This window comes from Fictibacillus arsenicus, from assembly GCF_001999465.1.
Lineage (GTDB): Bacteria > Bacillota > Bacilli > Bacillales > Fictibacillaceae > Fictibacillus > Fictibacillus arsenicus.
Genome location: NZ_MQMF01000001.1, coordinates 376572 through 388755, shown reverse-complemented (window position 1 = coordinate 388755; position 12184 = coordinate 376572). Strand labels below are relative to the sequence as shown.

Here is a 12184-nt window from a genome sequence, read left to right as displayed (position 1 = left end):
TTATTTTTACAAAATAAAAAATAAAGAAAATCCTCCAATGCGAAAACAGGTTTATTAAAAGAGTGATGACCCAAAAGTTATATACTTTTGGGTTATCACTCTTTATTGTTTTACTACACCTAACATATTCTCTAAATGAGACAAGAAAATATCTATTTGAGCATTAAAGTTTAAATCTTTTTTATTAAGGAAAATTGTAGCTATATTTATTCCATCGTTAAAAGTTATAAAATACCTTGCAATTGTTTCTAAAGGATATTTAGGGTTGAATTCTCCATTTGTTACACCTTCATCAAATAACTTAATAAGATGTTCAATAGCAAATTTATAACGTTCTTTCATGTAGATTTTTTTCTCAGGCAGCAATCTATTGATTAAGAAATATTCGATTTGTACAGCTCCAAACAAATCTTCAGTATCACTCGCAGATTTATATTCTTCAAAATCTTTTACTAACGAATTCCAAATTGAAGGATGTTTAGCCATATCTTCAATCTCTTTGCTGTAAGTACTATTCGAATCTTCTAGTATGGATAAAAACAATTCTTCTTTATTGGAGAAGTAAGAATACACACCGCCTCTGCTTAAATCGACAGCATCAATTACATCTTGCATGACAAAGGCTTCGTATCCTTTTTTAATAAATATCTTCTTTGCTGCTTCAAGTATGCTGCGCTTCCGCTCTTCTTTGTAACTCTTCGTGACTTTCGGTGACATATGGTTCTCCTTTTTTTCCTTTAAACTGTGCTCTTAAAATAAAAGCTATCACACTTATAAAACACAATCCACTAGATGTAACGATAAAGATCGGGATTACTCCGAATAAATTTGCTAAAAATCCACCAGCAATAGGACCGACTAAAGAGGAAAACGTCATGATGCTTCCGATTGTACCGAATGTACGGCTTGTCATGTGTTGGGGAGTAAGCTTTAATACATTTGCCTGAAAAGGAATAAAAACATACCCAGCCCCAACACAAGCTAAAAATGTTATAGAAGGTGCCCAAAACATAGGATTGGAAAGGCTAATATCAGTAAGGATAGCAAGAGTTCCAAACCCTAAACCGAGTGCCAATATTCCGCCTGCCATAGCCTTAATAGCATTTTTAATTTCAAACTTGCTTAAGATGATTCCCGTAACTAAAAATCCTGCGCCAGAAGCAGTCATAACAGTCCCAATTAATCGGGGTGATACTTCTTTTAATTCTCTAAAGAGAGTAACGAACTGGGAATCTGACATCTGAATAACGAACATGGTAACAGCCATTAAAAGCGTTCCGTACATAATAGCGGGAATACCCTTAATAAATGAGAAGCCATCAAGCATTTCTTTGATAAAGTCCTTCTTTAGTTTATTCTCTTCGTTTTCTATATTTGAAATTTGTGAAGGGTTTGTTGGAATCTTAAGCAGGAGAAGAACGGATAGCAAGAAGGTTATTGCATCAAGAATAAAGATGATCTTGAAACTCCATAGTGCAAGAAGAAGGCCGCTTACTGCAGGTCCGATTATTTTCGTACCGCTCTCAATTATGGAACTGATTGAGGCAGCTTGTTGCATGTGGTGATCCTGCACAATTTCTTTCAGCTTTCCGTTTTTGGCCGGTGTAAAGAGAGCGGAAAAAATGCCTAATCCAAATAATAAAGAATACACATGCCACAATTCATTAGCAAAAACGAGACCGAAAATAATGAAACCTCTTGCCGTATCAGAAATAATCATAATGTATTTGCGTTCCCAACGATCAGCCAAGACACCTGTTACAGGTCCCAGTAAAGTCATTGGGAGGGCAAGAGATAAGATAATTAACGAAACTTGTAGTGGTGTGGCTTCCCATTTAAGCCCCACAAGAGTAAATACAGCAAGAATTGACAGCCAGTCTCCAAGATTGGAAATCAGTTGAGCAGAAATCAAAAATTGATAAGGTTTGTTTTTTAATAACTTTTCCGATTGTTCCATGTAATCAGCTCCCAGTTTTTAAAGTGACATCAATGTCATTATTATAAACGACAAACATGTCACTTTACAACTGTTTTTTTCTAATAAATTCCAAAAAACCCTCCCGCTTTGTAGCGAGAGGGTTGATTTAAGGTGATTATGCAAGTGGTCCTGCTTGTGTGATTTCAGAAGATACAGATTTGAATTTCTCAAAATTAGCCTTAAATTTAGCAGCAAGTTCTTTTGCTTTTACATCATACTGCTCAGGGTTATCCCATGTTTTCTTTGGCTGAAGGACTTGATCAGGAACACCTGGGCAATGAGTCGGAATGTGAAGTCCGAATACAGGATCTACAACAGTTTCAACAGATGTCAGTTCACCTTCAAGTGCCGCTTGAACCATAGCACGTGTGTAAGATAAGTTCATACGGCTTCCGACACCATACTCCCCGCCAGACCAGCCTGTGTTAACAAGGAATACTTGAACATTATGCTGATCGATTTTCTTGCCTAGCATTTCTGCATAAACTGTCGCAGGCAACGGAAGGAATGGAGCGCCAAAGCATGTTGAAAATGTTGCTTGCGGTGAAGTAACTCCTCTTTCAGTTCCAGCAAGTTTGCTTGTGTATCCAGATAAGAAATGGTACATCGCTTGTTCTTTTGTTAATTTACTGATTGGAGGCAAAACTCCAAAAGCATCAGCTGTTAAAAAGATAATTGTGTTTGGATGACCTGCCACACTTGGCTGAATGATGTTTGGAATAGCATCAACAGGATATGCCGCTCTTGTATTTTCAGTTAATGTGGAATCCTTATAATCCGCAATACGGGAATCATCATCGATCATTACATTCTCTAATACACTTCCAAAACGGATAGCGTTCCAAATCTGCGGCTCTTTTTCTTTAGAAAGATCAATTGTCTTTGCATAGCAGCCGCCTTCGACGTTAAACACTCCTGTGTTAGCCCATCCGTGCTCATCGTCACCGATTAAGCGCCGGTTAGGGTCAGCAGACAGTGTTGTTTTCCCTGTTCCGGACAAGCCGAAGAATAGTGCTACATCACCTTCGTTTCCAACGTTGGCTGAACAGTGCATAGAAAGAATACCTTTTTCAGGAAGCAAGTAATTCATAACAGAAAATACCGATTTTTTTATCTCACCAGCGTATTCAGTACCGCCGATTAATACGATACGTTTTTCAAAAGAAATAATAATAAACGTTTCAGAGTTTGTTCCATCCTCAGCAGGATTTGCTTGGAATCCAGGAGCTGAAACTATTGTGAATTGAGAGTCATGTGAAGCAAGTTCTGTTTCATTAGGACGCACAAACATTTGATGTGCAAATAAATTGTGCCAAGCGTATTCGTTAATAACTTGAATAGGAAGACGGTACTCTTGATCTGCCCCTGCGAATCCCTTAAATAAGAATAGCTCTTCTTTCGTGCCTAAGTATTGAAGTACTTTTTTATATAATTTATCAAAGTTTTCAGGTGAAAATGGTTTGTTTACTTTACCCCAGTCAATGGATTTTTTTACGGATGCATCTTCAACAATAAATTTATCCTCTGGGGATCGGCCTGTGTATTTCCCCGTGGTTGCTCGAAGTGCACCAGTAGAAGTAAGTATGCCTTCTTTTCTTGTTAATGATTTTTCTACTAAAACCGGAACAGGCAAGTTCTGGTGAGTTGTTTCACGGGTCACAAGTTCATTTAAGGTTGTCGTAAATTCCAAAGTATTCATATCAGACAGTACCATCCTTTATCCTAGAGTGATATATTCGAAAATTAGTATAACACATTAATTTAAATAATGTATACTATTTTATGAAAGCGCATCAGAAAAGTTCTTAATCCTGAAAAAAAGGCTTAAATACTTCAGGAATCTCCATCATATTGAAAGCGATGTCAAAAAAACGCGATAATCTGCTTCTTCTTATTGATATTAAAGGGATTTCTATTGACATCATAAAGTCATTGCGCTATTATATTTCGAGAACGGCTACTCTTATTCTGAGTAGGTGGAGGGACAGGCCCTATGAAACCCAGCAACCGACATGAAAGCGGAGATTATGATCTGCTTAAAATGAAAAGGTGCTAACCTGCAAGGTGAAAAAAACCTTGGACAATAAGAGGATGAAGGCATTTTTATTTTAAACCTTTTCCCTCGTGAATGATAATGTGAAACAGGGAAGGGCTTTTTTTATGCCTTTTTCAAGTTAAGAACATAAACAATGCAAAATAGATAAGAATAAAGTACCGTATCATACTGAAAGCAATTAAGGGAGGATATTAATTTGTCCAAAAAAGTTAGTCGTCGTTTATTCACATCTGAATCGGTAACAGAAGGTCATCCGGATAAGATTTGTGACCAGATTTCAGATGCCATTCTAGATGAAATTTTAGCTAATGATGCTAATGCACGTGTAGCATGTGAAACATCTGTTACAACAGGTCTTGTACTTGTTGCTGGTGAGATCACAACTTCTACTTATGTAGATATCCCAAAAGTTGTCCGTGAGACAATTAAAGAAATCGGTTATGACCGTGCAAAATACGGGTTCGATTCTGAAACGTGTGCTGTATTAACCTCTATCGATGAGCAATCTGCTGATATCGCGATGGGTGTAGACCAAGCGCTTGAAGCAAGAGAAGGTTCTATGACAGATGCTGAGATTGAAGCAATCGGTGCAGGTGACCAAGGTTTAATGTTCGGATTTGCTTGTAACGAAACAGAAGAGCTTATGCCTCTTCCGATTTCATTAGCACACAAATTATCTCGCCGTCTTACTGAAGTTCGTAAGTCTGAAGAAATTCCTTACTTGCGTCCAGATGGAAAGACTCAAGTAACAGTTGAATATGATGAGAACGACAAGCCAGTACGTATCGATACAATCGTTATTTCTACTCAGCACCACCCTGAGAACACACTTGAAGAAATTCAAAAAGACATTAAAGAAAAAGTAATCAAGCCAGTTGTTCCTGCTGAGTTAATTGATGAAAACACAAAATATTTCATCAACCCTACAGGACGTTTCGTTATCGGCGGACCACAAGGTGATGCTGGTCTAACTGGACGTAAGATCATCGTTGATACTTACGGTGGTTATGCACGTCACGGTGGCGGTGCATTCTCTGGTAAGGATGCTACAAAAGTTGACCGTTCTGCTGCATACGCTGCACGCTATGTTGCGAAAAATATCGTAGCTTCAGGTCTTGCAGACAAAGTTGAAGTTCAGCTTGCATACGCGATCGGTGTGGCTCAGCCTGTATCCATCGCTGTAAACACATTTGAAACGGGTAAAGTATCAGAAGAAGTTCTTGTAGAATTAGTTCGCAACAACTTTGATCTTCGTCCGGCTGGAATCATCAAGATGCTTGATCTTCGCCGTCCGATCTACAAGCAAACTGCTGCATATGGTCACTTTGGCCGTACAGATATCGACCTTCCATGGGAGAAGACTGACAAAGCAGAAGAGCTTAAGAACCAAGCAAATATTTAATGTGTTAAAACAGACTCCTGTTAAATGGGAGTCTGTTTTTTTAGTATGAGAGAGGGTATTTTAACTGCGAAATTTGACTGAATGTGTCGGCTTGTGGTTATTTTACAATTAACGTGGGATTATTCAAATTATCGTGAGAATAAACTCATTTAACGTGGGATTTTTAGCGTTTTTCGTGAGATTTCTAAGCGAAATACCTAGCGGGGTAATCCTGGAGTTGTAATTTTACTTATATAAAACTGCAGTTAATGATTCCCGAGATGATATTTAGAAAAAAGCCTGCCATTTTTTCTCTGGCAGGCTGTCTTTATATTAAAATTTGATTTTTAACACTTAGATTGCTGACGGGAGGTCTCCCAATTGATTCATAATGGAGCGTTAATTGATTAGATAAATTTTTTATTTCCTCCAATGAAAACATGTTTCTTCCATCAAAAATAACAGGTTTGCTCATATTTTCAATATTTTCGATCCGTAGTAGTTTCTTAAACTCTGGCCATTCTGTTACTAAAACCGTAATATCTGCATCTTTTATTGCTTCTTCTAGTGAAGCAGCGACCTGTACCCCTGAAACAGGAAAAATCCTTACAAGGGGATCGAAAGCTGTAATTTGAGCACCTTCGCTTATTAGTCTATCAGCTAAAGCAAGTGATGGAGCAGAGCGTAAGTCATCTGTAAATGGCTTAAATGAAAGACCAAGAAGAGCAATTTTTTTATTATTTAGCCCTTTACTGAAAACCTTAATTTTTTCGAAAAACAGTTCCCCTTGTTTTTTATTTATTTCGGATGTCTGTTTAATAAATGGTAATTCGACCTCAATTTCAGCAGCCGCATTTCCTATTGCCTGTAAATCTTTCGGAAAACACGATCCTCCAAAACCGATTCCAGCTTTTAAAAAGTCACCGCCGATTCTTGGGTCAAGTCCTATGCCGGCTGCTATGTCATCAATGTTTGTTCCTAATTGATCGCTTAATTGTGAAATCATATTGATGTAAGATATCTTCATTGCTAAAAAGGAGTTCGCTGCATACTTTAGCAGCTCAGCACTTTTGCAATCTGTTTCAATAATTGGTGCATTCCAATTTTGATATAGATCGTTTATTATGTTAAATGATTCTTTATCAGATGTGCCTATTACAATTCGTGAAGGATTTAAAAAATCATAAACTGCTTTTCCTTGTCTAAGGAATTCAGGGTTATGAACAAAGGAATACTTTAATGAATTTTCTTTTTGGTTATTTGCAAGTTGTTCCATTTTTTCAGTAGTACCTGGTGGCACGGTACTTTTAATAACAATAATTTTATCTGAAGTGCTCAGTCTGCTTATCTCTTTTGTAACTGCCTCTACCTGTGATAAGTCTGCTTTACCGTTCTCGTCTTGCGGGGTGCCAGCACAAATGAAAATGACATCACATTCGGAGATAACTTTGCTGACATCATGAGTAAAGTGTAATCTCTTGGAATTCTGCTGAAGCATATTCTCTAGACTTTCTTCAAAAATGGGCAGTCCGCCAGATTGCAAAGTAGCTATTTTCTCCTTTGCGATATCCTGAATAATTACGTCGTGCCCTTTTTCAGCAAAACAAACAGCCGTTACAAGTCCAACATATCCAGCGCCAAAAATGCCAAGTTTCATTTTCTCCCCCCTTAAGAGATTATTGTTTTCTTATTTGCTTTCTTAAAAGCCGCCTCTTCGTATTGTAACAACAGATTACCAAAGATGGTAGACCACGATTGAGTCAGCGCATAATTCCTTGCTTTCCAACCCATCATGTCAAGAGTAGCAGGGTTTTCGAGAATAGCTGCTATTGTTTTTGTGAAAGAATCTGCATTTCTCGCTTTGCAAATCATACCTGTTACATGGTCTTCTACAATTTCAACTACACCTCCTGTATCAGACACTACAGCAGGAACTCCTGATGCATGTGCTTCTAATACTACATTTCCGAAGGTTTCTGTTGATGAAGGAAAAACGAAAAGATCGGATGAAGCATATGCTTGGGCGAGTTCATTGCCCGATAAATAACCTGCACATGTAATATTTCTATGTTTCTTTTCCCATTCGTTAACTTCATGTCTGTTCGGACCATCCCCTACAATTAGCCAATGTACACATTCGTTCAATGGTGGGGGCAATTTTTTTATGATTTCATAAAGAATATCCAAGTCTTTTTCTGGTGCTAGCCTGCCAACAAATAAGAAGATATATTTTTCAGTTATTTTATACTTTTCACGTATTGAACCATCTCTGTTTTTTTGTGAAAACAAATCACAGTCAACTCCTCTTTTCCATATAGAAACATCGGTAAATCCACGGGTGATGAGGGTCTGTCTCGTTTCTACTGCTGGGACAAAAATTTTCTGGAAGGGGCTATGAAACCACTTAAGGTAACGCCAAAGAAGAGGAGAGAGAAATTCTAGATGATAGTATGAAAGATAACGGTAAAAATGTGTGTGATAGGAAGCGATCATGGGGATGTTTTCTCGTTTCCCGTAACGCAGTCCGAATAGACCAATATTAAAGGGAGTAACGATATGGAGGAGGTCTGGATTAAAATGTATTCAATTCATGATTTAACGCTCGCCATTGGGGAATGGCAAGCCTGCACTCAGGGTATAGAAAAAAAGGCAGGCTTTTCATTAAAAAATAATGAGTAATTACTTCATCTGGAAAGCCTTCGATAGAAGGCATAATTACTTTATGAGGTATATCATTCTTTTCTAAATAATGAGTAAGTCTTTTTAATGTGCGGGCAACGCCGTTTACCTGCGGATGGAAGGTATCAGAGAATAGAGCAAGCTTCATTTACTTCATCTCCTCTTTTTATAAATAAGGAATGATAAAAGCATTTACTAGAAATAAAGAAAAGAAGCTGGAACTTATACCTAGAATCATACCTGCCAAAACATCAGAAGGATAGTGAAGCCCAAGGTACATTCGAGAAATTGCAACCAACAAAGCGGAGAAAAGTAAAAACATGCCGATGAACGGATTTAAGATAATTAACGGAGTAACGATTGAAAAAATAGCCGTTGTATGCCCCGAAGGAAATGAATGATCTTTTAAAGGATTGTCTCCTATATTCGTATCTGGCAACCTTAAGTATGGCCGTTTTCTAGGATACATTTTTTTTGAAATAGCAACAGGAATATGACTGATGGTAAGTGATACAATACAAACGATTCCCCATGACTTTAAGTGTGCAGGGAGGAGTATTAAGAGCAGAACAGCTGTTGAGGTCGTAGCAGTTGCGCCGCCAAGATGAGTCCACACATGAAAGAAACGATCCATAGAACTTCTGTGCATACGACCATTAATAAGCCGGAAAAAAGTACATTCTTTTTCATACAGCCAATTCATAACTTTTGCCATTCATATCCCCTCCTAGTTTTATTAGCTTGATATGTTCATCATAAAATATAATTGTTATGGGGGAGTGAAGGCAGTGTAAAAATTTATAAAAAAAACCGCCCAAAAAAGCTGGACGGTAAAATTAAAAAAATATTTTTCGGTCTCGTTCTTCTTTCAAAATTTCAACAGCTTCCCGGAAACGCTGGGAATGGATAATCTCTCTTTCTCTTAGGAAGCGAAGGGAATCGTTCAGATCGGGATCATCTGACATGTTTATAATCCATTGATAGGTAGCACGCGCCTTTTCCTCTGCAGCAATGTCTTCATAAAGGTCAGCGATCGGATCCCCTTTTGCTGCTATGTAACTTGCAGTAAAAGGTACGCCTGCCGCATTGTGATAGAACAAAGCACTGTCATGGTTAACGTAGTGATCTTCTATTCCTGCAGCTTTTAATTGTTCAGGGGTTGCATCTTTGGTCAGTTTGTAGATCATCGTTGCGATCATTTCAAGATGCGCAAACTCTTCAGTACCGATATCCGTTAATAGACCGATTACTTTATCAGGAATCGTATAACGCTGATTTAAGTAACGAAGAGCGGCAGCAAGTTCTCCATCAGCACCGCCGTATTGTTCAATTAAATATTTTGCTAGTCTTGGATTGCATGATGTTATTTTTACCGGGTATTGTAGTTTCTTCTCATAAACCCACATTAAAGTGAACCTCCCTTAACCTTTTTATAGCTGCCACGGCCAGGGACCGCTGCTCCAGTTCCATGGCATTCCGGAATAACTGTTCCCGTATTGCTGAAGCGGACCATATTTTGATTCTATCGCCCGTTTTATTTTTTTCCTTTGCTGCGCATATTGGTTGAATTGTTGAACGGCATTTTGATCTTGAGGGTGAGTGTCTAAATACAAAGTAAGTTCCACAAGTACAAAATCAACAGCTTGGAGCTCTTCCATCCATTGATAGAACTCTTCTGGCAATGTTTGCTGCACCTCAATTACCCCCTTCTTTCATACGGATTTTCATAATAATCGTAAAAGGCAGGCCAAAGTGTACCTTTTCGCAATGCTTCTTTTGGCGGAAACTGCGGAAGATCATACGGCTGAAAACCCATATATAAATTTGGAGGAGTCGAATAAAACTTTTTTCCGATAGGCGGGCAAGGATCCAAAGGACTATGATAAGGAGTATATGATTTCACAGGTGTGTTTCTATTCATCTAAAACCATCCCTTCATAAAGTTTACTTTTATATAGATATTCATAAAGGGGGGTGTTTAAGCACTTATAAATCTCAATTTAGGTTTATTTGTGATAAAATAATGGGCAAAACATGACATGAAAATGAGGTGTTGAGCACATGTACAAAGGAATACATCATGTTTCACTGCTAGTTACAAACTTGAAGGAATCCTTGTATTTTTACGAAGGAATCTTAGGTTTTAAACAAAATAAAAAACGCCCTCAATTTGATTTTCCGGGCGTTTGGTATGATATTGGCGATACTCAGCTTCATTTAATTGTTCACAATAAAGGAAAAGCCAGAAGAAACACGACCGAAATTGACAGCAGAGACGGTCATTTTGCAGTCAGGGTTGAAGATATGGATAAACTAATCAAGACTTTAGACGCACACGGGGTTAAATATGTAAACAAACCAAACAATAAGACAGATTGGCATCAAGTTTTTGTCAGTGATCCTGATGGTAACTTAATCGAATTTAACGTTTAGCCTGAAGTGTCTTATAATATTGTCCTTTTTCATAATATTCCCGACGTATACGATTCATATCTTTAATATCTTCTTCGGTCAATTCGCGTATTACTTTTGCCGGCCGACCGAATGCAAGAATGTTTGGCGGGATCACTTTTCCGGGAGGTACAAGACTTCCTGCACCTATAAAAGCACCTTGACCGATATGTGCTCCGTCAAGCACCAATGAACCCATGCCGATTAATGCATTTTCCTCAATCGTACAGCTATGCAGAATAACGCTATGGCCGACTGTTACCCCATCCTTTAAATGAAGTGTGCGGTTCGGACTTTGATGAAGTACAGAATTATCTTGTACATTTACATAATTGCCGATTATTGTGGGGGAAACATCCCCCCGTATTGATGTGTTAAACCAAATTGAAGAGTATTCTCCAATCTGAACATCACCGGTAATTGTTACATAGTCTGCAATAAAGGCAGTTTCAGAAATCTTAGGCTGTTTGTCTCCATAAGGATAAATCATTGTATACACATCCTGTATTTTTATTAAATTAGGCTGTTTTCGTAAACATTGTGGCTACTAGATGTTGTTGATTTCCGCTCCAGGTGCTCGCTTTCCGCGGGGCGGGCGGTGAGCCTCCTCGCGCTTTGCGCGTTTAGGAGTCCCACCTGTCCCACTGATCCCGCAGGAGTCGTCTCGCACCTTCTACTCCAATCAACTAGTCAAAGAAGCGAACTCAACATTAAATGTTCATAAGCACAGCAACAATCTTTTAGAAATGGTCATTAATTAAGTATAGTTTAGCAAATCGGATACCTTTATGAATAGGAAAGAGGGTGGAATATATGTGGACATGGACAACAGATCGGGAAGCTAAAGGTACGATTGTAGTCGTACATGGTGCAAACGAACATCATGGAAGATACGACTGGGTTATAAAGCAGTTAAATGAGTCCGGTTTTCACTGTGTTTCTGGAGATCTGCCTGGTCAAGGTACAACGACGAGAAGAAGAGGACACATCGATACATTTGATGAGTACATCTTTACAATTGAGAACTGGTTTCTAGAGGCTAAGAAACTTGGATTGCCCGTGTATATATTAGGTCATAGTATGGGAGGACTGGCTGTAATCCGCACATTAATGGAGAGAAATTTGGATGTTCGGGCTGTTGTTTTATCATCACCTTGTCTCGGGTTAGTTCATTATCCATCAAAAGGCAAGGAAGCTCTCTCACTGTTATTGAACAAACTCGCACCTGGAGTAAGACTTGCGACTAACTTGCCAGAAGGCAGTGCTACTCGAAATGAAGAGATACGAGTCAGGGATAAAGCGGATAAATTGATCGTTAAAAAAGTTTCGGTAAGGTGGTACCGGGAACTTACGGCTTCAATTAAGCATGCATTTGACCATTATAAATCATTCCCGAACATCCCATTACTGCTGCTTCAGGCGGGTGATGATTTAATTGTAGATAAAGAAGCCGTAAAACGCTGGTTCAACGGAATATATCTGGAAGAGAAATGGTATAAAGAATTTCCTTCACTGTATCACGAAGTTTTAAATGAACCAGAGCGGGAAAATGTTTTTGAATACGTAAAAAGATTTTTATATCTGCATAGTGAAGCCAATAAAGGAAAAAGGTAAAGAAAGAATAATTAAAAGGAGCATC

Annotated in this window: 14 protein-coding genes, 1 pseudogene and 1 riboswitch; of the genes and pseudogenes, 3 read left to right on the top strand and 12 right to left on the bottom strand. The window is 38.3% G+C overall.

Annotated features, from left to right (window positions below):
• Nucleotides 1-102: 102 nt before the first annotated feature.
• The 3 genes from UN64_RS01875 to pckA form a co-directional block, all read right to left on the bottom strand.
• Nucleotides 103-717 (bottom strand): TetR/AcrR family transcriptional regulator, encoded by a 615-nt coding sequence (locus tag UN64_RS01875; RefSeq protein ID WP_077359402.1) that lies wholly within the window; start codon nt 715-717, stop codon nt 103-105.
• Nucleotides 662-1957, bottom strand: a complete 1296-nt coding sequence (locus tag UN64_RS01870) for an MFS transporter (protein WP_077359401.1) — start codon at nt 1955-1957, stop codon at nt 662-664. The genes UN64_RS01875 and UN64_RS01870 overlap by 56 nt, the downstream gene beginning before the upstream one ends.
• A 136-nt stretch (nt 1958-2093) precedes the next feature.
• The gene (gene pckA, locus UN64_RS01865; RefSeq protein WP_077359400.1) at nt 2094-3677 is read right to left on the bottom strand and encodes a phosphoenolpyruvate carboxykinase (ATP); all 1584 of its coding nucleotides are present in this window, start codon (nt 3675-3677) and stop codon (nt 2094-2096) included.
• 261 nt (nt 3678-3938) lie between these two features.
• Nucleotides 3939-4068: riboswitch (SAM riboswitch) on the top strand.
• A gap of 162 nt (nt 4069-4230) precedes the next feature.
• Here pckA and metK point away from each other — a divergent pair.
• Nucleotides 4231-5436 (top strand): methionine adenosyltransferase, encoded by a 1206-nt coding sequence (metK, locus tag UN64_RS01860; protein WP_077359399.1) that lies wholly within the window; start codon nt 4231-4233, stop codon nt 5434-5436.
• Between the two features lie 307 nt (nt 5437-5743).
• Here the strand turns inward: metK and UN64_RS01855 are convergent, their stop codons facing one another.
• The 8 genes and pseudogenes from UN64_RS01855 to UN64_RS01830 form a co-directional block, all read right to left on the bottom strand.
• Nucleotides 5744-7072, bottom strand: coding sequence for a UDP-glucose dehydrogenase family protein (locus UN64_RS01855; RefSeq protein WP_077359398.1), 1329 nt, complete (start codon nt 7070-7072; stop codon nt 5744-5746).
• Between the two features lie 11 nt (nt 7073-7083).
• Nucleotides 7084-7704, bottom strand: a complete 621-nt coding sequence (locus UN64_RS21440) for a glycosyltransferase (RefSeq protein WP_306460350.1) — start codon at nt 7702-7704, stop codon at nt 7084-7086.
• 60 nt (nt 7705-7764) lie between these two features.
• A pseudogene (locus UN64_RS21435) lies at nt 7765-7938 on the bottom strand (glycosyltransferase); the annotation flags it as partial.
• Nucleotides 7939-7987: 49 nt separating this feature from the next.
• Entirely contained in the window at nt 7988-8242 is a 255-nt protein-coding gene (locus tag UN64_RS21430) for a glycosyltransferase family protein (protein WP_306460349.1), read from the bottom strand.
• Nucleotides 8243-8260: 18 nt separating this feature from the next.
• Nucleotides 8261-8809 (bottom strand): phosphatase PAP2 family protein, encoded by a 549-nt coding sequence (locus tag UN64_RS01845; protein WP_077359397.1) that lies wholly within the window; start codon nt 8807-8809, stop codon nt 8261-8263.
• Nucleotides 8810-8930: 121 nt separating this feature from the next.
• The gene (gene cotJC / locus UN64_RS01840; RefSeq protein ID WP_077359396.1) at nt 8931-9500 is read right to left on the bottom strand and encodes a spore coat protein CotJC; all 570 of its coding nucleotides are present in this window, start codon (nt 9498-9500) and stop codon (nt 8931-8933) included.
• Between the two features lie 24 nt (nt 9501-9524).
• Entirely contained in the window at nt 9525-9752 is a 228-nt protein-coding gene (locus UN64_RS01835) for a spore coat protein CotJB (RefSeq protein ID WP_077361079.1), read from the bottom strand.
• Between the two features lie 41 nt (nt 9753-9793).
• Entirely contained in the window at nt 9794-10015 is a 222-nt protein-coding gene (locus UN64_RS01830; protein ID WP_077359395.1) for a spore coat associated protein CotJA, read from the bottom strand.
• A gap of 140 nt (nt 10016-10155) precedes the next feature.
• Here UN64_RS01830 and UN64_RS01825 point away from each other — a divergent pair, with 140 nt between their 5' ends.
• Nucleotides 10156-10527, top strand: a complete 372-nt coding sequence (locus UN64_RS01825) for a VOC family protein (protein ID WP_077359394.1) — start codon at nt 10156-10158, stop codon at nt 10525-10527.
• Here UN64_RS01825 and UN64_RS01820 read toward each other — a convergent pair.
• Nucleotides 10517-11035 carry a gamma carbonic anhydrase gene (locus UN64_RS01820; RefSeq protein ID WP_077359393.1) on the bottom strand — a complete coding sequence of 173 codons (519 nt, stop codon included), beginning with the start codon at nt 11033-11035 and terminating at the stop codon, nt 10517-10519. The genes UN64_RS01825 and UN64_RS01820 overlap by 11 nt on opposite strands.
• Nucleotides 11036-11358: 323 nt before the next feature.
• On the opposite strand from UN64_RS01820, the gene UN64_RS01815 reads away from it, so the two are divergent.
• The gene (locus UN64_RS01815; protein WP_077359392.1) at nt 11359-12159 is read left to right on the top strand and encodes an alpha/beta hydrolase; all 801 of its coding nucleotides are present in this window, start codon (nt 11359-11361) and stop codon (nt 12157-12159) included.
• Nucleotides 12160-12184: the final 25 nt, after the last annotated feature.

Excerpts from the sequence above, each read along its gene's own strand:
- UN64_RS01875 (WP_077359402.1), bottom strand. The coding sequence starts at position 717 with ATGTCACCGAAAGTCACGAAGAGTTACAAAGAAGAGCGGAAGCGCAGC.
- UN64_RS01870 (WP_077359401.1), bottom strand. The coding sequence starts at position 1,957 with ATGGAACAATCGGAAAAGTTATTAAAAAACAAACCTTATCAATTTTTG.
- pckA (WP_077359400.1), bottom strand. The coding sequence starts at position 3,677 with ATGAATACTTTGGAATTTACGACAACCTTAAATGAACTTGTGACCCGT.
- UN64_RS01855 (WP_077359398.1), bottom strand. The coding sequence starts at position 7,072 with ATGAAACTTGGCATTTTTGGCGCTGGATATGTTGGACTTGTAACGGCT.
- UN64_RS21430 (WP_306460349.1), bottom strand. The coding sequence starts at position 8,242 with ATGAAGCTTGCTCTATTCTCTGATACCTTCCATCCGCAGGTAAACGGC.
- UN64_RS01845 (WP_077359397.1), bottom strand. The coding sequence starts at position 8,809 with ATGGCAAAAGTTATGAATTGGCTGTATGAAAAAGAATGTACTTTTTTC.
- cotJC (WP_077359396.1), bottom strand. The coding sequence starts at position 9,500 with ATGTGGGTTTATGAGAAGAAACTACAATACCCGGTAAAAATAACATCA.
- UN64_RS01835 (WP_077361079.1), bottom strand. The coding sequence starts at position 9,752 with ATGGAAGAGCTCCAAGCTGTTGATTTTGTACTTGTGGAACTTACTTTG.
- UN64_RS01830 (WP_077359395.1), bottom strand. The coding sequence starts at position 10,015 with ATGAATAGAAACACACCTGTGAAATCATATACTCCTTATCATAGTCCT.
- UN64_RS01825 (WP_077359394.1), top strand. The coding sequence starts at position 10,156 with ATGTACAAAGGAATACATCATGTTTCACTGCTAGTTACAAACTTGAAG.
- UN64_RS01820 (WP_077359393.1), bottom strand. The coding sequence starts at position 11,035 with ATGATTTATCCTTATGGAGACAAACAGCCTAAGATTTCTGAAACTGCC.
- UN64_RS01815 (WP_077359392.1), top strand. The coding sequence starts at position 11,359 with ATGTGGACATGGACAACAGATCGGGAAGCTAAAGGTACGATTGTAGTC.